Consider the following 17,322-nt stretch of genomic DNA (forward strand, 5'->3'; position numbering starts at 1 on the left):
GGGATCTCCCATGTCCATGTCCAAGCGCGCCCTTCTCCTCTCCCTCGCCTCCGTCGCCGCGTCGGCCGCCTCCGCACCCGAGAAGCCGGCCCTGTCGAACGGCTCGGCCCGCTACACCGCCCCGTCCGCGAGTGGCGCCGGTTCCTTCACCTACACCGTGGACGTCAGTGACGACTCGGGCATCCGCGGCCTCAAGGTCGTTGCCTGGCCCGCGAGTTCGAAGCTGAAGCCGACCGCGGCGGACCTGCGCGACGTCGAGTCCGCCACGTGCAGGAGCACCTCGGACGACACCTCCCGCTGCACCTACACGTTCAAGGTGACCAAGAAGGAGGCGGCCGAGGCGGCCAAGGGCACCTGGTACGTCTCGGCGCTCGCCACCGCCAAGGACGGCGACACGACGTTCGTGTCCAAGGCGGCGACCTTCGACATCGCCGGCTGACACCGGCGCGCTGACGCCGGTACGCGGTCATTTGCGCGGTCATTTGGGATACGGTGCCCCGTCTCGATCGAGATGCTGTTGGCGAATTCGGGGCCAGCGTGACGGCGGTTCCCAAGACCCGGTTGTGGTCTTGGGAACCGCCGTTGTCGTATGGGGAGGGTGTCGATGTCGATGCGACCGAAGGGCTCCGGGGACATCCCGGTGGAGACAGCGCGCGTAGCGAGGGCGGCCTTCCCTAAGGGCAGTCTCGCGATCCGGATCCGGGACGAGCTGGGCGTGTTGTTCGGCGACGAGCAGTTCGCCGGTCTGTTTCCTTCCCGGGGCAAGGCCGCCTGGTCGCCTGGCCGCTTGGCCCTGATTTCGGTGCTGCAGTTCGCGGAGGGCTTGCCGGACCGTCAGGCCGCGCAGGCGGTGCGGGGGCGTATCGACTGGAAGTACGCCCTGAACATGGAGTTGACCGATCCGGGCTTCGACTACTCCGTGCTCAGCGAGTTCCGCACCCGGCTGGTCGAGAGCGAGACGGGGCAGCAGATTTTCGACTGTGTCCTGGAGGCGGCCCGCGAGAAGGGGATGTTGCAGCCGGGCGGCCGAGCCCGCACTGATTCCACGCATGTCCTGGGTGCGATCCGGTCGCTGAATCGCTTGGAGTTCGTCATCGAGACTTTATGGGCGACACTCAATGTCGTGGCGGCGGCAGCCCCCACCTGGCTGACCGAGCATGCCGACGCGGACTGGTTCGAGCGGTACGCCTCCCGCACCGAGGACTACTGGCTGCCGCAGGGCCGCGGCAAACGGACCGAGCTGGCCGAGCAGACCGGGCGGGATGGAATGCGACTGCTGCGGGACGCGTTTGCTCCCGTTGCCCCCGCCTGGCTGCGGGAGCTTCCAGCGGTGCGGATCCTGCGTGAGGCGTGGGTGCAGCAGTACTGGCTCGACGAGGTGGGGCAGGTGAGATGGCGCGACCCAAAAGACTGCCCGCCGGGCGCGAAGCGCCTGGTCAACCCCTATGACACCGAGGTCCGCTACAGCATCAAACGCGACCTTAAATGGGACGGCTTCAAAGTCCATCTCACCGAGACCTGCACGCCAGGCACCCCGAACCTGGTCACCCACGTGCTCACCACTGACTCCACCGTCCCCGACATCAAGGCGACGGAGACGGTTCACGACGAACTCGCGGTACGAAATCTGCTGCCCGACGAGCACGTGGTCGACGCCGGCTACGTCGACGGTCCCCGTATCGTCACCGCCCGCCAGCGTCACGGCGTCACTCTGACCGGGCCGGCCGCCGGTAACACCACCGCCCAGGCCACCGGCGAGTACGCCCAGGACGCCTTCATCGTGGACTGGGACAACAAGACCGTGACCTGCCCCAACGGCGCTACCACCAGCCGATGGGGCGATGCCCTCTCCCACCGCGGCACCCCGGTTGTCCGGGTGAAGTTCTCCCCGGCCGACTGCCGCCCCTGCTCTGCTCGTTCCAACTGCATCAGCTCGGCCGTCGCCAGCTACAGGCAGATCACCCTGCGGCCCAGACCCGAGCACGAGGCCATCCAACAGGCCCGCATCGCCCAGGACACTGACGCCTGGAGGGAACGTTACGCTGCCCGCGCCGGCATCGAGGGCACCATCGCCCAAGCCGTTCACACCACCGGCCTGCGGCGATGCCGCTACCGCGGGCTTGCCAAGACCAGGCTGCAGTACCAGCTCACCGCCACCGCGATCAATCTCGCCCGCATCGACGCCTGGACCTCCAATCGGCCCCGAGCCCGCACCCGGACATCCCACCTGGCAGCACTCGCCCCGCCGGAAAACCGGCGGGGCGAGTGATCAGAGCCCGAATTCGCCAACAGCATCTCGATCGAGACGGGGCACCGGTCGTTGGCGTAGAAGGCCATAGAGGTTCACAGCAGGCCAGAGAAGTTCGTAGGAGGTCGGAGAAGAGCATGGTCAACTCCCCTGCGGCAGCCGGAGGTTACTCCGGCACCCCGCTCGCCAGGAAGATCGGCGTCAAGCCCGGCCACCAGGTCCACCTGCACCATGCCCCCGTCTCCTGGACCGTCCCGGGACTTCCCGCCGACTGCGACGTCACCGCCGGTGGCACGCGTGGCGCGGACGTCACCCTGGCCTTCTACCGGGAGCGGCGGCAACTGGAGGCGGAAGCCCCGGAGTTGGTGCTCGGCCTCGCCGACACCGCCATGCTCTGGATCGCCTGGCCCCGCAGGGCCGCCGGGCATGTCAGCGACATCGGCGAGAACGACCTGCGCGACCTCTTCCTTCCGCTCGGTGTCGTCGATGTGAAGGTCGCCGCGCTGGGGGACGACTGGTCGGGGCTGAAGTTCGTGCGCCGGAGGGAAAACCGGCAAAGCCCCAACAAAGGTCCCGCAAAATGAACGTGAGTCGGAGCAACCGGCCGACCTGAGGCAACATCTTGGTGAACGGGGAGTGCTGCGCGGTCAGGGCGCGGGCATCGCCGGATGGCCGGATGGAGCGAGAGACGTGCCGGATGGAGTGAGCGACGTGGTCGGACCGAGGATCGCCGTCGCCGTGGTGACCATGGGGAACCGGCCCGCCGAGGTCGACGCGCTCCTTGAGTCCGTGGCCAAGCAGGACCTCCCGCCCACCCGCATCGTGATCGTCGGAAACGGCTGCCGGCTCCCCGAGTTCACCGACCGGCTGTCCCTGCCCGGCGAGGTCACCACCATCGACGTCGAGGAGAACCTCGGCTGCCCCGGCGGCCGCAACGTGGGCCTGGCCCGGCTCCGCGCGTTCGGCGACGTGGACGTCGTAGTGGAACTCGACGACGACGGACTGCTCGTCGACGCGGACGTGCTGCGCCGCGTACGCGATCTGTACGCGGCCGAACCACGCCTGGGCATCGTCGGGTTCCGGATCGCCGACGAGCACGGGGAGACCCAGCGGCGCCATGTGCCCCGCGTCGGCGCGGGGGATCCGATGGAGGGCGGGTACGTCACCGGGTTCCTCGGTGGCGGCCACGCGCTGAGCATGGCGATGCTCGCCGAGACGGGGGACTGGCCGGCCGAGTTCTTCTTCGCGCACGAGGAGACCGACCTCGCCTGGCGGGCAGCCGACGCCGGCTGGAGCATCCTGTACGCCCCCGAGCTGCTCCTCCAGCACCCCAAGACCTCGCCCGCCCGGCACGCCATCTACTACCGGGTCACCGCCCGCAACCGCGTCTGGCTGGTCCGCCGCAGGCTCCCGCTCGCGCTGATCCCGGTCCACCTGGGCATCTGGACGCTGCTGACTCTCGTACGGACACGGTCGCTCGCCGGGCTGCGGGCGTGGTTCGGCGGGTTCGTGGAGGGCGTGCGCGAACCGGCGGGGGAGCGGCGGCCGATGCGGTGGCGGACGGTGTGGCGGCTGACGCGGCTGGGGCGCCCGCCCGTCATCTGACCGGCCGGTAGTACCTCAGGGGTAGGTGGTGGACCCGTAGTACCTCGGATGTACCCGTAGTACCTCGGATGTAAGGGACGAGGGCCTCGGTCGTTCACCTCCGCCGACCGGGGCCCTCTCGCGTCCCCCCGGACCCGGCCGCGACGGCGACACTCCCCCGAGCTGCGCGTCGTACGCGCGCACCGTCGGGCCAGATCCGATGATGTGATCACATCAGGTCGCACCAACGAATCGCTAACATGTGGCCAATGGTGCGCACGACGCTCCTGGGCCGCGTGGCCTGAAGTCGCCGGACGGCGATGGGAGACGCCCGGGACGGCAACGGATTCCGGCGTTCGGCGGCCGGGACAGGGTGGCGGGAAACCGTCGTGAACAGGGCGGATATCCGCCAAGGGGCACGGTCACGAGAGGCCGTGCGGAAGGGTGACGGGTTCGGTGTGATGCGGTACGAGCTGCGGTTCGGACTGCTGGGCACGCCCGTCCTTTTCGACCCTGTCGACGACGATGCCGTGCACCCCGTAGGCAGCCCCAAGGTGCGGGTGCTGCTGGCCGCGCTGCTCCTGGAACCCGGCCGGGTGGTCTCCGTGGACGCCCTGAAGGACGCCCTGTGGGGCGGTTCACCGCCGGCGTCCGCACACGCCTCCCTGCACAACCACGTGACCCGCCTCCGCCGCCTCCTCGACGACCCCGACCGGCTGCGAGCGGTCCCGCCCGGATACGTACTCCGGGTCGACGAGGGCGAGTTGGACGTCCACGTCTTCGAGTCCCACGTCGCCACCGCCCGCACCGCGCACGCGGCGAAGGACTGGCCCGCCACGGTCCGCGCCTGCGCGGCGGCCCTCGCCCTCTGGCGCGGCACCCCGCTCAGCGGAGTCCCCGCCGAACTCGGCGGCTACGCCTTCGTCCAGCGCCTGGCCGAGGCCCGCCTCCTCGTCCTCGAATGGTGCTACGACGCGGAGTTGGCCCTGGGCGGACCCCGACTCGGCGCCCTCGTCCCGGAGTTGGCCGCACTGGTCGCCGACCACCCCCTCCGCGAGTCCTACCACCGCCAGCTGATGCTCGCCCTCCACCACACCGGCCGCCAGGCGGAGGCCCTCGCCGTCCACCGAGACCTCCGCAACCGCCTGGTCGAGGAACTGGGGATCGAGCCGGGGGCGGGGGTTCGGGGGGCGCATGCCGAGGTGTTGCGGGGGGAGCCGCGTCCGTGGGGGACGGGGAATGGGGAAGCACGGGCGGAGGTGTCGCGGGGGCCGGCGGGGTCGGAAGCGCGTGGGGAGACGCCGGGTGGGGCGGTGGTGCGGGAGACGTACGGCGAAGCGGCGCAGGGATCCGTGAGTTCGGCCTGGGACGCGCGTGCGGAGGTGCCGTCAGGGGAGGCGGTTCGGGAGGCGCGTACAGAGGTGCGGCGAGGTGAGGCGGCTCGGGATGCGCACGTGACGATGCCGCAGGGCACGGAGGTGCGGGAGCCGTGGGATCTGCCTCGGGGGGTGGCGGCGGGGCAGGAAGCGGGTACGGAACGGGCGGCGGACGGCGACCGCGTCGGGGGCGCCGGGCGCATCGGGGAGGCTGGGCACGGCGATCACATTGAGGACGCCGGGGGAAGCCGGCAGGTCGGTCCCGCCGAGCAGGCCGCGGCCGCCGGTGCTTCGGGGCGCGTGGGAGCTGTCGGGGTCGGCGGTGCGGGCGGGTCGACGAGCGTGTCTCAAGCGCACGGGTTTGTCGGGCACGCCGATGACATCGAGGGCGCCGGGGACGCAGGGCAGGTCAGGGAGGCCGAGGCTCCGGGTCGCCTCGGAGCCGCCGGAGCCGCCGGGGCCGCCAAGGCCGCCGGTGCGGGCGAACCGGCCGACGCGCCTCGCGCACTCGCGCCTCACCCGGGGGTGCCCGACAGCCACACCCCGATGCCCCATGTTCCCGGCGCCCAAGCCCAAGCCCACGCCTCTGACCTCGACAGTTCCGAAGCGCCCCGTAGCCCAGGCGCCCCGGCCCCCGCCTCCGATACCCCCGAGCCCATCGCTTCCGAGCCCGGCGCCCCGGCCCCCGCCTCCGATACCCCCGAGCCCATCGCTTCCGAGCCCGGCGCCCCGGCCCCCGCCTCCGACGCCCCCGAGCCCATCGCTTCCGAGCCCGGCGCCCAAGCCCCCGCCTCCGACGCCCCCGAGCCCAGCACCTCCACCCCCACCACCCCCGACCTCGACCCCCGGGACCAGCCCACCCCCCACTCGCCCCACTCGCTCCCCTCACCCCGCCCCGCCCAACTCCCGCCGCCGCCAGCCCACTTCACCGGGCGCGTCGACACCCTCCGCGACCTGTACGACACCCTCGCGCTCCTCTCCGCCGGCCCCGGAGCGCAACCCCTCGCCGTCATCACCGGCATGGCCGGCGTCGGCAAGAGCGCGCTCGCGCTGTACACGGCCCATGCGTTGAGGAACCGTTTCCCCGACGGGCAGTTGTACGTGAACCTGCACGGCGCAACCCCCGGCATGGCCCCCCTCACCCCCGGCCAGGCACTGCACGCCCTGCTCCGTGACCTCGGCGCCGAACCGCGTCACATCCCCGAACACCCCGACGCGGCAAGCGCGTTGCTCCGCTCCCTGCTCGCCCCCACCCGCACGCTGATGGTGCTGGACGACGCCGAGAACGCCGCCCAGGTACGGCCGTTGCTGCCGGCCGGCGCCGGCTGCGCGGTGATCGTCACCAGCCGTTCGCCGCTGACCGCGCTCGACGGTGCCCGCCGCTTCCCGCTCACCCTCCTGTCCGGCGAGGACAGCGCCGCACTGTTGCGCGCCGTCTCCGGCCGCGACGGCCTCGACGCGGCGCACCCGCTCGTCGAACTCACCGGCCGCCTCCCGCTCGCCCTGCGCATCGTCGCCGCCCGACTGGCCGCCCGCCGGGCCCTCGCTCCGGACGTCCTGGCCGGTCAACTCGCCGCCACGGAAGGCCGGTTGCATCACCTGGAGTACGACGACCTCAGCGTCCGCCGCTCCCTCGCCGTCGCCCACGACGCCCTCGCCGCCTCCGAACGCGAGACCGACCGTGACGCGGCCCGCACCCTGCACCACATCGGCACCCTCGACCTCCCGGCCTACGGCGCCCCCTTGCTCGCCCGCCTCGCCGGCACCGACGAACGCCGCGCCGAGGCAGCCCTCGACCGCCTGGTCGACGTAGCCCTCCTGGAGGAGACGTCGTACGGCCGCTACGCCCCCCACGACCTGGTCCGCGACTTCGCCCGCGAACTGGCGGAGAGGGAAGGGGAGTTGAACGGGGCCAGGGGCAAGAAAGCCAGCAGGGATGGGAAGGACGCCCGCGCCGACGCCGACCTCGTGGAAACGACCCGCGCCGACACGGACCTCGCCGACACCGGCCTCACCGACGCCCCCTTCTCTCAAGCCCCCCTCTCCGAACCCACCCCCGCCGACACCGACCTCATAACCACCGCCCTCGCCTGGTACGCCGCCCACGCCGAACGCACCCTCACCGCGATCGTCGAACCGGGCCTCGACCAGGACGACCGCCGCCGCCCGACCGCCGCGCAGCCCCCCGGCCACGCCACCGAGGTCGCGGCCACCACCCCCTTCTCCCGCCCCGAAGACGCCTTCGCCTGGGGCGACTTGGAGCTGGAGAACGTGGTGGCGCTCGTGACCCGGTACCGCGACACCCCCGATCTCCGCAGGACCGCCCACGTCTCGACGCTCGTCCGGCTCCTCTTCCCCTACGTCCTGCGCAGCGGCCGCGTCGCCGAGACGGAGGTGCTCGGCCGGGCCGCCCTCGGCGCGGCTCGTCGGCTCGGGGACGACGCGGCGGAGGCGTACGCGCTGGGCGATCTCGCCGGGCTGCACTTCCTGACCGGCCGGCAGAACGAGGCGCTCGGTCTCAACGACCAGGCCCTGGCGATCTGGTGGCGGCTCGACGCGGTCTCCTGGATACGCCGCTGCCTCAACAACCGTGGCCTGCTCCTCGAAGGCCTGGGCCGTTACGCCGAGTCCGGGGTCGCCCTGCGCCAAAGCCTCGCCTACTCACGGCAGTTGAACGACCCGTACGGCGAGGCCGTGACCCACAGCCACCTCGGCAACCTGTACGAGCACACCGACCCCCGCGCCGCCATCGAACAGCACCGCCGCTCCCTCGCCATCGGCGACGAGATCGGCGCCGTCATCGTGCAGCACTCCGCGCACTGCAACATCGGCTACGCCCACCTCACCCTCGGCGAACCGGCCGCCGCCGTACCGCACTTCGAGGAGAGCCTGCGCATCCTCGGCGGCCACGGCGACTGGCACGGCGAGTCGCAGACCCGCCTCGGCCTGGTCCGCGCCCTCCGCCTCCTCGGTCACACGGAAGGCACCTGCACCGAGCGAGTCGACAGCGAAGGCACCCGCACCGAACGAGCAAACACCGCACGCGCCCACACCGCACGCGCCCACATCGAGTGCGCCGAACTCCTCCGCCGCGCCGACGCCCGTGCCGACCGCTACATGGGCGGCCTGGCCCGGCACCAACTCGGCCTGCTGCTACGGGAACAGGGCCGCGAGGACGAGGCGTACGCGGAGTGGCGGGTGGCCCTCGACGCGCTCGACGGGACGGACGAGAAGGCCGTCGTCCAGGAACTCGGCGAGCTGTTGTCGCAGTGTGACGCGCGTTGACCAGCTGACCACCCGAATCCCTGCCCCGCCCTACCTGACCGCCCTACTTGGCATCGGCGTAGCACTCGACCACCGCCACCGTGAAGGGAAACCGCACCGGCGTCTCCCCGAACGTCAGCCGCCCGGCGAGGTCGGCCGCCTCCTGTATCGCCGCGGCCACGGTCTCGGCCTCCTCCTCGGGGCAGTGCACGATCACCTCGTCGTGCTGGAAGAAGACCAGTTCCGCCGACAGTTCCGCACAGGACCGCCGGAGCGCGGCCAGCATCAGCAGGGCCCAGTCCGCCGCGCTGCCCTGGACGACGAAGTTACGGGCGAAACGGCCCCGGGCACGGGAGTTGGTGGAGGCGTAACCCGGCACCCAGCCCTGGTCGGCGGGGGCCGTGACGGGGTCGTCCTGGGGGATGCCCGCCTCCTCCGCCGCGTCCTCGCCCCCGGCCACCGGCGGGCAGGTCCGCCCCAGCCAGGTCCGGACGAGCCGCCCCTCCTCGCCCGCCTTCGCGGCATCGTCGACGTACGCCACCGCCTTGGGGAAGCGGCGTCTGAGCGCGGCGAGGTTCTTGAGGCCGTCGCCGGAGGTCTGGCCGTAGACCGCGCCGAGCACGGCGATCTTGGCCTGGTCGCGGTCGCCGGAGAAGGCGCGGTCGGACACGGCCTGGTAGAGGTCGGTGGCGCGGCCGGCCACCTCCATCAGCCCGGGGTCGCGGGAGATCGCGGCGAGCACCCGCGGCTCCATCTGGTCGGCGTCGGCGACGACGAGCCGCCAGCCCGGGTCGGCGACCACGGCCCGCCGGATGACCTTGGGGATCTGCAGCCCGCCCCCGCCGTTGGTGACCCAGCGCCCGGTGACCGTCCCGCCCGCGAGGAACTCCGGCCGGAACCGCCCGTCCCGCACCCAGTCCTGCAGCCAGGACCAGCCGTGCGCCACCCAGATCCGGTACAGCTTCTTGTACTCCAGCAGCGGCTTCACGGCCGGATGGTCGAGGGACTGGATCTCCCAGCGGCGGGTGGACTTGACCTTGATCCCGGCCTCGGCGAAGGCCTTGACCACATCGGCGGGCAGATCCGGCCGCACCCGTCTCCCGAAGGCGACGGACACCTCGTCCGCCAGCTCGGCGAGCCGCCGCGGCTCACCGCCCCCGGCATACCGGTCGCCCAGCAACTCGTGCAGCATCTCCCGGTGCACGTCGGCGCTCCACGGCAGCCCCGCCCGGTTCATCTCGGCCGCGACCAGCATCCCCGCCGACTCGGAGGCGGTGAGCAGCCGCATCCGGTCGGGGTGCGTGGTCGCGTCGTGCCGCCGCTGCTGCTCGGCGTACACCGCGAGCAGGTCGGCCAGGGGGAGATGGACGCTCTGCGGTTCGAAGAGCGAGGGCTGCGCGCCCGGTTCGGCGGCCCGCTGCGGCGGATCCGGCGGTACGGCACCGCCCCGCAACCGGGCCAGCGCGGCCGCCGCCGACCGCGGCTCACCGTGCCGCCCCTCGTGCCCGAGCAGCAGCGTCTCGGCGTCCTCGACGTCGTAGCACCGCTCCACCCGCACCCCCGCGGCGAGCAGCACCGGATACACCTCGGCCGTGGACCGCCACACCCACCGCCCCACGTCAGGCCGCCCCCGCACGGCCTCGACAAGATCCGGCTCCCGCCCCACCGCCCCCGAGGGCAGCCCGTCCGGACCGAGGGCGGCGACCTCCACACCACCACCCTCGGCCGGAGCGAGCGCCCAGCGATCGGTCATGTTCGCGAGTGTGGCACGGAGGTCTGACAACGCCCCCGACCTGCACGAATCGCATCGCCGGCGAAGCGTCTCCGAGCGAAGAAACGTCACGCGCACACTCGTACGAGTGACGCCTCAAGAGATCACGGGCGGCCCTCTCGCCTACGCTGACAGGGTCGCTCCGTACGAAGGAGGTCCGCCGTGGCACTGACCGCCCCAGAGCGTCGACCGAGTCCTCATCCGAGTCCGATGAGTACTCACCCGAGTCCGACGGAGGAGAGGCGCATGGACGCTTCGGTCGAGGCCGCCTTCGAGGCGTTCGACGCTGCCGCCCCGGAGGGCTGGCGCGTGGAGTTGATCGAAGGGAAGATCCACGTGGTGCCTCCGGCCAATGGGGAGCATGAGGAGATCGTGTCCGAGACGGCGGAGCAGGTCACGCTCAACCGGCATGACGGCGATCTGCGTACGTACACCGGTATCGGCCTGGACGTTCCGGACGCGTCCGTCACCGGCAAGGTCGTCCCCGACCTGGTGATCGCCCCGAAGGGCAGTTTCGCCGACGACCAGCGCTATCACGACCCCGCGCCCGTCGTGCTCGTCGGCGAGGTGACCTCCGAGTCCACCGCCGTCAATGACCGCGGCCCCAAACTGCGTGGCTACGCGCGCGCGGGCATCCCCTGCTACCTGCTGATCGACCGCGAGGCCGGGACGGTCATCGTCTACAGCGAGCCCTCCGAGGACCGCTACACCCGGGCCGCCGAGATCGAGATCTCCAAGACCGTGGCGCTGCCCGAGCCGCTCGGGTTCGACCTCGACACGAGCCAGTTCTGACCCGGGCGGCGGGCCGGCCGTCTCAGCCCTGAAACCCTTTGAGCATCTCCGCGATGTGCCCTTCGGTCGTGGCCTTGTCGATGCCCAGGCCGTTGAGGACGCCCTCGCCGTTCTCGTGCTCCAGGAGGGCGAGCAGGATGTGTTCGGTGCCGATGTAGTTGTGGCCGAGACGCAGGGCCTCGCGGAAGGTGAGTTCCAGGACCTTCTTGGCGTCGGGGCCGTAGGGGACGAGCTCCGGGACCTCGTCGGCGGCCGGGGGGAGTGCGGCGGTGGCCGCCTGGCGTACGGCGTCCAGGAGGACGTCCTGCCTGACGATCGCCTTGGCCGCCAGGCCGTCCGGCTCGGCGAGGAGGCCGAGGACCAGGTGCTCGGGGCGACCCTCGGGGTTGCGGGCGGCGATGGCTTCGTTGTGGGCGGCCATCACCACGTTGCGGGCGCGTTGCGTGTACCGGCCGAACCCCTGACTGGGGTCGAGGTCGGCGGAGTCCTTCGCCACGAAGCGCTTCTGCGCGGCCTGCCGGGTGACGCCCATGCTCTTGCCGATGTCCGACCAGGACGCGCCGGAACGCCGGGCCTGGTCGACGAAGTGCCCGATCAGATGGTCGGCCACGTCGCCCAGGTGGTCGGCGGCGATGACCGCGTCCTGGAGCTGGTCGAGCGGTGCGGGGTGGACCAGCTTGATGGCCGCGATGAGGTCGTCGAGACGTACGGATGAGGTGACGTTCGGGTTGGTCGTCATGTGTCAACCGTAGGTTGACAGCATGAAGGTGTCAACCCCGGGTTGACACCTGTCCTGCAGGTGAAGGTGAGGGTGTGATCAAGCAAAAGCCGACCCGCATCGATTTCGATAATGATAGATATGGCAGGTCATCTCCCCACCTCCCCAACGGAGTTCTCGTGCAAAAAGTCATCGATTACATAGAGGAACGCCGGGCATCGTACGAAGGGCATGAATTCTTCACCGAGTTATTGGCCGACGAATCCCTCTCCGGCGAAAAGCGCCTGGCCTGGGGCCCCAGCGTGATCCCGTTCATCATGGGCTACTCCGACCTGAACAAGTACGTTTTCCGCAAGGGTGAGGAAGAGGCCGAACTCGACCGGCTGCAGGCCCTGCTGAACGCCCACACGTACGAGGAGGACTTCCACTGGCAGTGGATGCTGGCCGACCTGGAGAAGCTGGGCGCCGACCGCGAGTTGCCCCTGTCGGACGCCACCCGCGTCCTGTGGAGCGCGGACTTCCAGCACTCCCGACGCCTCGTTCTGGAGCTGGCCGCACTCGCCGCCGACGCGCCCACGTACGCCGTCTTCGCCATGGTCGAGTCCATCGAGGCGGTCTCCGTCACGATCTTCACGCACTGCCGGGGAATCGCCCTGCGGGACGGTCGTGAATGCGAGTTCTTCGGCACGAAGCATTACCTGGCGGAGGCGTCGCACAGCATCAAGTCACCGGAAGTCGAAGAAACGAGCCTGCCGTCCCTCGACGAGGCCCAGCGCGAGGGATCCAGGCGCATGGTGGACCGCACATTCGCGCTTTTCGACGACTGGTCCGGCGCTCTCCTGCGATTCGCGCTCGACAATGCGGACCACGACCGCACCTACGCGAGGATGATCCAGCAGAGCAAGGACCTGCTGCCGGAGGCCGAGGCGGCAGCCGCGAGCGCCTTCTAGCCGGCGGACGCAAGCGGCCACTCCGTAGGCGGCCACTCCGTAGGTGACCACTCCGTAGGCGACTACTCCGTAGGCAGCTACTTCGTGAGTGACCCGGCGGCGCCGGACAGCAGCCAGTCGAGGCCGCGTTCGAAGCTCGCCTCCGGGTCGTCCTTGTAGAGCAGCTCGGAGAAACCGGTCTCGGCGAGGTGGGGGAGCCTGCCGGCGTCGCCGCGGCCACGGCACCTACGCGGCCGACGCAGCGGCCGACCCCTACTTCGCGGCGTTCTCGGAGTTCTCCGATCACCCGCCGACACTCGTTGCCTGGCTCAGATCGCAGCGCTTCTTGAGCTGATCGGCGATGCGCGAGCAGACCGCGTGTGATGACTACGAGACGGGCCGGTCACGGCAACACCCTTGAGGGAAAACGGAGTTCACCGCCGCAGCCCTGCGGCCCCGGCCCCCGCCTCAGCCCCGGGGCAGCAACGGCGCGACCGCGTCCCGCAGTTGACCCACGTGCTGGTAATGCAGTCCCGTCAGCCCCGCCTCCCGGGCCGCGACGACATGGCCGGCGGTGTCGTCGACGAACAGGCAGCGCTTCGGGTCGGCTCCGACGCGTCCGGCGGCCAACTCGAAGACGCGCGGGTCCGGTTTGGCCACTCCGACGCGGGCGGTGTTGACCACCGCGTCGAACGACTCGGACAGGCCGATCTCAGTGAGGTAGGTCTCCAGCCGGGTGGTGGCGTTGGAGAGCAGGACCACGGGCACCGTGCGCCGGACCTCGGTGAGCAGGTCCATGACGTCGGGGTCGACCCGGCCGGTGAGCGCGGTCCACGCGGCCAGCAGGTCACGGGCCCGTTCGGCCGAGCCGCACAGGGGCGTCAGATCGTCGGCGATGCGGGACCGCCACTCCTCGTCACTGAGCCACCCCGTCACGGCCGCCCGCAGCAGCTCGCCCTCGAACGCGGCCCCGGCCAGCGTCCCCTCGGCCAGCCCCCAGGCCCCTTCCAGTGCCTTCATCCCGTCCGGATCCCACACGTGCACGACTCCGTCGAAGTCGCACAGCACGGCGTCGAACGGCAGCGTCTCCATACGAACCGATCTTGCCACGCGGGCCGAAGCGCCACCGTCCCAACGCCCGTACATCCACGAGGAGTTGATTGTCCACAGGGTGTGGACAGTCCGGAACGCGGCCCCGGCCCGGACAGCCGGGAGGCATCCCAGGACCCACCCCTCCCGGCGACTCCGCAAGGTACCCCGCCCCTCTCCCCGCCACCCCATGACACGATCAACCGGTGAGCAGTACGACCACCACCGTCGAGCGCGCCTTCGAGGCCGCCCTCTACACCGACACCCACGACGCCCTCGACGCGGGTGCCTCGATCCTCGCCGCCGACCCCGCCGCGGACCCCGAACTGGCCGGCCGCGGGCGGGAGTTCGTGGCGGCGGCATGGCGGCGTGGCTGGCAGCCCGCAGACGTCGTACGGCTGGTTCGGCGGGAGCTGGACGACGTACACGTACGGCTCGTCTCGGCGCTGATCCGGGCGCAGGCGCCGGACGACCGGGCGCGCGGCCCCCGTTGGAAGGCACAGGTCGACGAACTGACCGTCGAAGAGCCGCCCCGCACCGACCGGTTCACGCACGCCACCACCGTGCTGGAGCTGTACCGCCTGCTGCTGCGGCTGCCGAGCCTCGAACGCCTCGACGAGCACGAACCGAAGCGGCACGAGAACCGTCGGCCCGCGTCCCGCATGCTCACCCGGATCCGAGCGCTGCTCGCGAAGGCGGAGGCGACCGGGTTCCCGGAGGAGGCGGAGGCGCTGAGCGCCAAGGCGCAGGAGCTGATGGCGCGGCACAGTATCGACGAGGCGCTGCTCGACGCGCAGGCGCCGGCGAAGGACGCGCCCGGCGCGTGCCGGATCGGGGTCGAGGCGCCGTACGAGCAGGCGAAGGCGGTACTGCTGGACGCGGTCGCCGGCGCGAACCACTGCCGGGCCGTCTGGAACGAGGCCTTCGGTTTCTCGACCGTCGTCGGTTTCGAGGGCGATCTGGAGGTGGTCGAACTCCTCTACACCTCGCTCCTCGTGCAGGCCACGACCGCGATGACGCGCGCGGAGGCGGCCCAGCGCGCGGGTGGCCGCCGGCGGACGAAGACCTTCCGGCAGTCCTTTCTCGCGGCCTACGCCCACCGCATCGGGGACCGGCTGGCGCGGGCCGCCGGGACGCAGGTCACCGACGACCTGCTCCCGGTGCTCGCCACCCGTGAGGTCGCCGTCGCCGACCGCGTCGACGCGATGTTCCCGGAGACGACCACGACCCGCCTGCGCGGCGTCACCGACGAGGCGGGCTGGACGCAGGGCGCCGAGGCGGCGGACCGGGCCCAGGTCAGGGCCCGACCGTCACTGGACTGACGGACGTCAGTCGCCGGCCTGCGTGAAGGCGCTGACCGAGGCGTCCGAGTCGCTCACGGAGGTCTTGCCCTGGACGGGGCCGTACGACCACTTGTAGCTCGCGGTGTCGCTGCTGCCGGGCAGGGTGATGACCACCTTCGTCGCGGCCAGGCTCAGCTTGTCGCCCGCCTTGCCGCGCACGTAGGTGATGGTGAAGGACGCCGCGTCGCCCTTGGCGAGCCTCAGCTTCTGTGCCTTGGCGCCCTTCAGCGTGGAGAGGACGACCTTGGTGCCGCCGCCCTCCAGCGTGGCACCCGGGAACCCGTCCAGGTCGCACGGCTTGCTCTGATTGGTGAGCGAGACGGGAACCTCACCGGTGTCACCGGCGGCCGGAGCGGTGCTCGCGGGCCCGACCTGGACGGCGACCCCGTCGAACGAGCAGGCCGACCCGTTCTTGCTGTCGGAGGAACCACCGCCGCCGCCACTGTCGCAGGCGGTCAGAAGCAGAGCCGACGCGAGTGCGGCGACGGCGAGGGGAACAGTGCGCATGAGGGGATCATCCCGCACCGGACCCCCCTCCGCCGACCGGCCCCGGGCCCACCCCTCCCGGGCCTACGACCCCGAGCTCGCCGTGGGCAGCCCCGACGGCAGCTTCCCGCCCTCGGCCCGCGTGTACGTCTCCTTGCCGGCACTCCCCGACCAGGTGACCGCGAGGCTCGACCTGCTGACGGAGTTGACCATTCCGGTCGTCCGGGTCTTGCTGTTGTCCGTGCACTTGAGGTGGATCATCTGCATCCCCGCCTCCTCACCGGCCGTCCCGTTGCACACGGTGCCACCGGTCGTGAACAGCGCGGCCTGCTTGTCGGTGACCACAAGGACCAACGCCTTGCCGCCGGCCGTGGCGAGCCAGCTGCCCTGCAGCCCGTCGGACGCGGCCGACGGGCTGCTGCTGGAACCTCCTGAGTCCGCGGACGCCGTAGAGGTGGCGGACGCGCTCGGCGTGGACGAGGAGTCGTCCGAGGAGTCACCGCTGCATGCGGTCAGGACGAGCGCGCCCGCCAGACCGGCGGCAGCCGCCGCCATCCGTACCGTCGGCACCGTCGAAAACGCCGTAGTCACTGGTAGCTCCCAAGCTGTAGCGGGACGCGGACGGCCGCCCCGTGGGCCTTGGCCTCGACCCTGGCCGGAACGACCGCAGCAAGCTACCAGTGGTTACCAGGAGGACTTGCGGACGCCGGGTAGGTATCCGCTGTGAGCCTGTCCGCGCAGGTTCACCCGGGACAGCCCGAAGGCACGGAAGTAGCCGCGGGGCCGCCCGTCGACCTGGTCGCGGTTGCGAACCCGCGTGGCGCTCGCGTCACGCGGCTGGCCGCGCAACTCCCGCTGCGCGGCGGCCCGTTCGGCCTCCGTCGAACCGGGCCGCCGGATGATCTCCTTCAGCTCGGCCCGCCGCGCCGCGTACCGCGCGACGACCTCCCGCCGCCGTTCGTTCGCCGCGATCTTGCTCTTCTTCGCCATCAGATCCTCACCCCGCGCTCGCGAATCCTGGCCACGGCCGCCTCGACGCCGATCGCGTCCACGGTCTTGATCCCCTTCGTGCTCAGCTGAAGCCGTACGTACCGGCCCTCGCCGGGCAGCCAGTAGCGCTTGGACTGGATGTTCGGGTCGAAACGGCGCGAGGTGCGCCGGTGGGAGTGGGAGATGCGGTTGCCGAAGCCGGGCTGTGCGCCGGTCAGCATGCAGTGGGCGGACACGAGTGACGTACCTCTCCTCTATCGGGGCCGTAGCCGATGCTGCTAATGGAATTCATTTTCATTAAGGTATCAGGCATGGCTCGCAACGAACTCCGCCCGGTCATCAAACTCAGGTCCACGGCCGGCACCGGCTACACCTACGTGACCCGCAAGAACCGCCGGAACAACCCCGACCGCCTGGTCCTGCGCAAGTACGACCCGGCCGCCGGCCGCCACGTCGACTTCCGAGAGGAGCGCTGACCGAGATGCGCGCGAACACCCACCCGCCCTACGGCCCCGTCGTCTTCCGGGACCGGGCCGCGAACCACGCCTTCCTCACCCGCTCGACGATGACGAGCGCGAAGACGATCGAGTGGGAGGACGGCAACACCTACCCCGTCGTCGACGTCGAGATCTCGGACGTCAGCCACCCCTTCTACACCGGCACGGCCCGCGTCCTGGACACGGCCGGCCGCGTGGAGCGCTTCGAGCGCCGGTACGGGAAGCAGGCCTGACG

At 71.1% G+C, this 17,322-nt stretch carries 17 protein-coding genes; 10 read left to right on the forward strand and 7 right to left on the reverse strand.

Features of this window, described 5'->3' with window-relative positions; genetic code table 11:
• The first annotated feature begins 16 nt into the window (after window positions 1-16).
• The 5 genes from ACGFY9_RS03770 to ACGFY9_RS03790 all read left to right on the forward strand — a co-directional run bounded on the left by ACGFY9_RS03770 (window position 17) and on the right by ACGFY9_RS03790 (window position 8,493).
• Window positions 17-439 carry a DUF5707 domain-containing protein gene (locus tag ACGFY9_RS03770; protein ID WP_393751788.1) on the forward strand — a complete coding sequence of 141 codons (423 nt, stop codon included), beginning with the start codon at window positions 17-19 and terminating at the stop codon, window positions 437-439.
• A 165-nt stretch (window positions 440-604) separates the two neighbouring features.
• Window positions 605-2,269, forward strand: a complete 1,665-nt coding sequence (locus ACGFY9_RS03775; RefSeq protein ID WP_393751574.1) for an IS1182 family transposase — start codon at window positions 605-607, stop codon at window positions 2,267-2,269.
• A gap of 116 nt (window positions 2,270-2,385) precedes the next feature.
• On the forward strand, window positions 2,386-2,832 hold the full coding sequence (locus ACGFY9_RS03780; RefSeq protein WP_393751576.1) for a DUF3052 domain-containing protein: 447 nt from the start codon (window positions 2,386-2,388) through the stop codon (window positions 2,830-2,832).
• A gap of 127 nt (window positions 2,833-2,959) precedes the next feature.
• Entirely contained in the window at window positions 2,960-3,853 is an 894-nt protein-coding gene (locus ACGFY9_RS03785) for a glycosyltransferase family 2 protein (protein WP_393751790.1), read from the forward strand.
• A gap of 440 nt (window positions 3,854-4,293) precedes the next feature.
• Window positions 4,294-8,493 (forward strand): BTAD domain-containing putative transcriptional regulator, encoded by a 4,200-nt coding sequence (locus ACGFY9_RS03790; RefSeq protein WP_393751792.1) that lies wholly within the window; start codon window positions 4,294-4,296, stop codon window positions 8,491-8,493.
• 43 nt (window positions 8,494-8,536) lie between these two features.
• On the opposite strand, the gene ACGFY9_RS03795 is transcribed toward ACGFY9_RS03790, so the two are convergent.
• Window positions 8,537-10,225, reverse strand: a complete 1,689-nt coding sequence (locus tag ACGFY9_RS03795) for a bifunctional 3'-5' exonuclease/DNA polymerase (RefSeq protein ID WP_393751578.1) — start codon at window positions 10,223-10,225, stop codon at window positions 8,537-8,539.
• A gap of 264 nt (window positions 10,226-10,489) precedes the next feature.
• Here ACGFY9_RS03795 and ACGFY9_RS03800 point away from each other — a divergent pair, with 264 nt between their 5' ends.
• Window positions 10,490-11,035: a Uma2 family endonuclease gene (locus ACGFY9_RS03800; protein WP_393751580.1), complete on the forward strand. Its 546-nt coding sequence runs from the start codon at window positions 10,490-10,492 to the stop codon at window positions 11,033-11,035.
• Window positions 11,036-11,057: 22 nt separating this feature from the next.
• Here ACGFY9_RS03800 and ACGFY9_RS03805 read toward each other — a convergent pair whose 3' ends face one another.
• Window positions 11,058-11,774, reverse strand: a complete 717-nt coding sequence (locus tag ACGFY9_RS03805) for a Clp protease N-terminal domain-containing protein (protein ID WP_393751582.1) — start codon at window positions 11,772-11,774, stop codon at window positions 11,058-11,060.
• Between the two features lie 74 nt (window positions 11,775-11,848).
• Here ACGFY9_RS03805 and ACGFY9_RS03810 point away from each other — a divergent pair, with 74 nt between their 5' ends.
• The gene (locus ACGFY9_RS03810; protein ID WP_393751584.1) at window positions 11,849-12,703 is read left to right on the forward strand and encodes a hypothetical protein; all 855 of its coding nucleotides are present in this window, start codon (window positions 11,849-11,851) and stop codon (window positions 12,701-12,703) included.
• Between the two features lie 447 nt (window positions 12,704-13,150).
• Here ACGFY9_RS03810 and ACGFY9_RS03815 read toward each other — a convergent pair whose 3' ends face one another.
• Window positions 13,151-13,774 carry an HAD family hydrolase gene (locus ACGFY9_RS03815; protein WP_393751586.1) on the reverse strand — a complete coding sequence of 208 codons (624 nt, stop codon included), beginning with the start codon at window positions 13,772-13,774 and terminating at the stop codon, window positions 13,151-13,153.
• A 203-nt stretch (window positions 13,775-13,977) separates the two neighbouring features.
• Between ACGFY9_RS03815 and ACGFY9_RS03820 the strand changes: the two genes are divergently transcribed.
• Window positions 13,978-15,093, forward strand: coding sequence for a DUF2786 domain-containing protein (locus tag ACGFY9_RS03820; RefSeq protein ID WP_393751588.1), 1,116 nt, complete (start codon window positions 13,978-13,980; stop codon window positions 15,091-15,093).
• 6 nt (window positions 15,094-15,099) lie between these two features.
• Here ACGFY9_RS03820 and ACGFY9_RS03825 read toward each other — a convergent pair whose 3' ends face one another.
• From ACGFY9_RS03825 to rpmB, 4 genes are all read right to left on the reverse strand, one after another.
• Window positions 15,100-15,621 carry a DUF4232 domain-containing protein gene (locus ACGFY9_RS03825; RefSeq protein WP_393751590.1) on the reverse strand — a complete coding sequence of 174 codons (522 nt, stop codon included), beginning with the start codon at window positions 15,619-15,621 and terminating at the stop codon, window positions 15,100-15,102.
• Between the two features lie 63 nt (window positions 15,622-15,684).
• Complete coding sequence (locus tag ACGFY9_RS03830) at window positions 15,685-16,155, reverse strand: hypothetical protein (protein ID WP_393751794.1); 471 nt, start codon at window positions 16,153-16,155, stop codon at window positions 15,685-15,687.
• 129 nt (window positions 16,156-16,284) lie between these two features.
• Window positions 16,285-16,590 carry a 30S ribosomal protein S14 gene (rpsN, locus tag ACGFY9_RS03835; protein WP_366497569.1) on the reverse strand — a complete coding sequence of 102 codons (306 nt, stop codon included), beginning with the start codon at window positions 16,588-16,590 and terminating at the stop codon, window positions 16,285-16,287.
• Window positions 16,590-16,826, reverse strand: a complete 237-nt coding sequence (gene rpmB / locus ACGFY9_RS03840; protein ID WP_393751592.1) for a 50S ribosomal protein L28 — start codon at window positions 16,824-16,826, stop codon at window positions 16,590-16,592. Before rpmB ends, rpsN begins: the two co-directional genes overlap by 1 nt.
• A gap of 75 nt (window positions 16,827-16,901) precedes the next feature.
• Here rpmB and rpmG point away from each other — a divergent pair, with 75 nt between their 5' ends.
• Both rpmG and ACGFY9_RS03850 read left to right on the forward strand, forming a co-directional pair.
• Complete coding sequence (gene rpmG / locus ACGFY9_RS03845) at window positions 16,902-17,066, forward strand: 50S ribosomal protein L33 (RefSeq protein WP_033287272.1); 165 nt, start codon at window positions 16,902-16,904, stop codon at window positions 17,064-17,066.
• Window positions 17,067-17,071: 5 nt separating this feature from the next.
• Window positions 17,072-17,320, forward strand: a complete 249-nt coding sequence (locus ACGFY9_RS03850) for a type B 50S ribosomal protein L31 (protein ID WP_393751594.1) — start codon at window positions 17,072-17,074, stop codon at window positions 17,318-17,320.
• Window positions 17,321-17,322 lie beyond the last annotated feature (2 nt).

It is taken from the genome of Streptomyces sp. NPDC048504 (assembly GCF_043200035.1).
Lineage (GTDB): Bacteria > Actinomycetota > Actinomycetes > Streptomycetales > Streptomycetaceae > Streptomyces.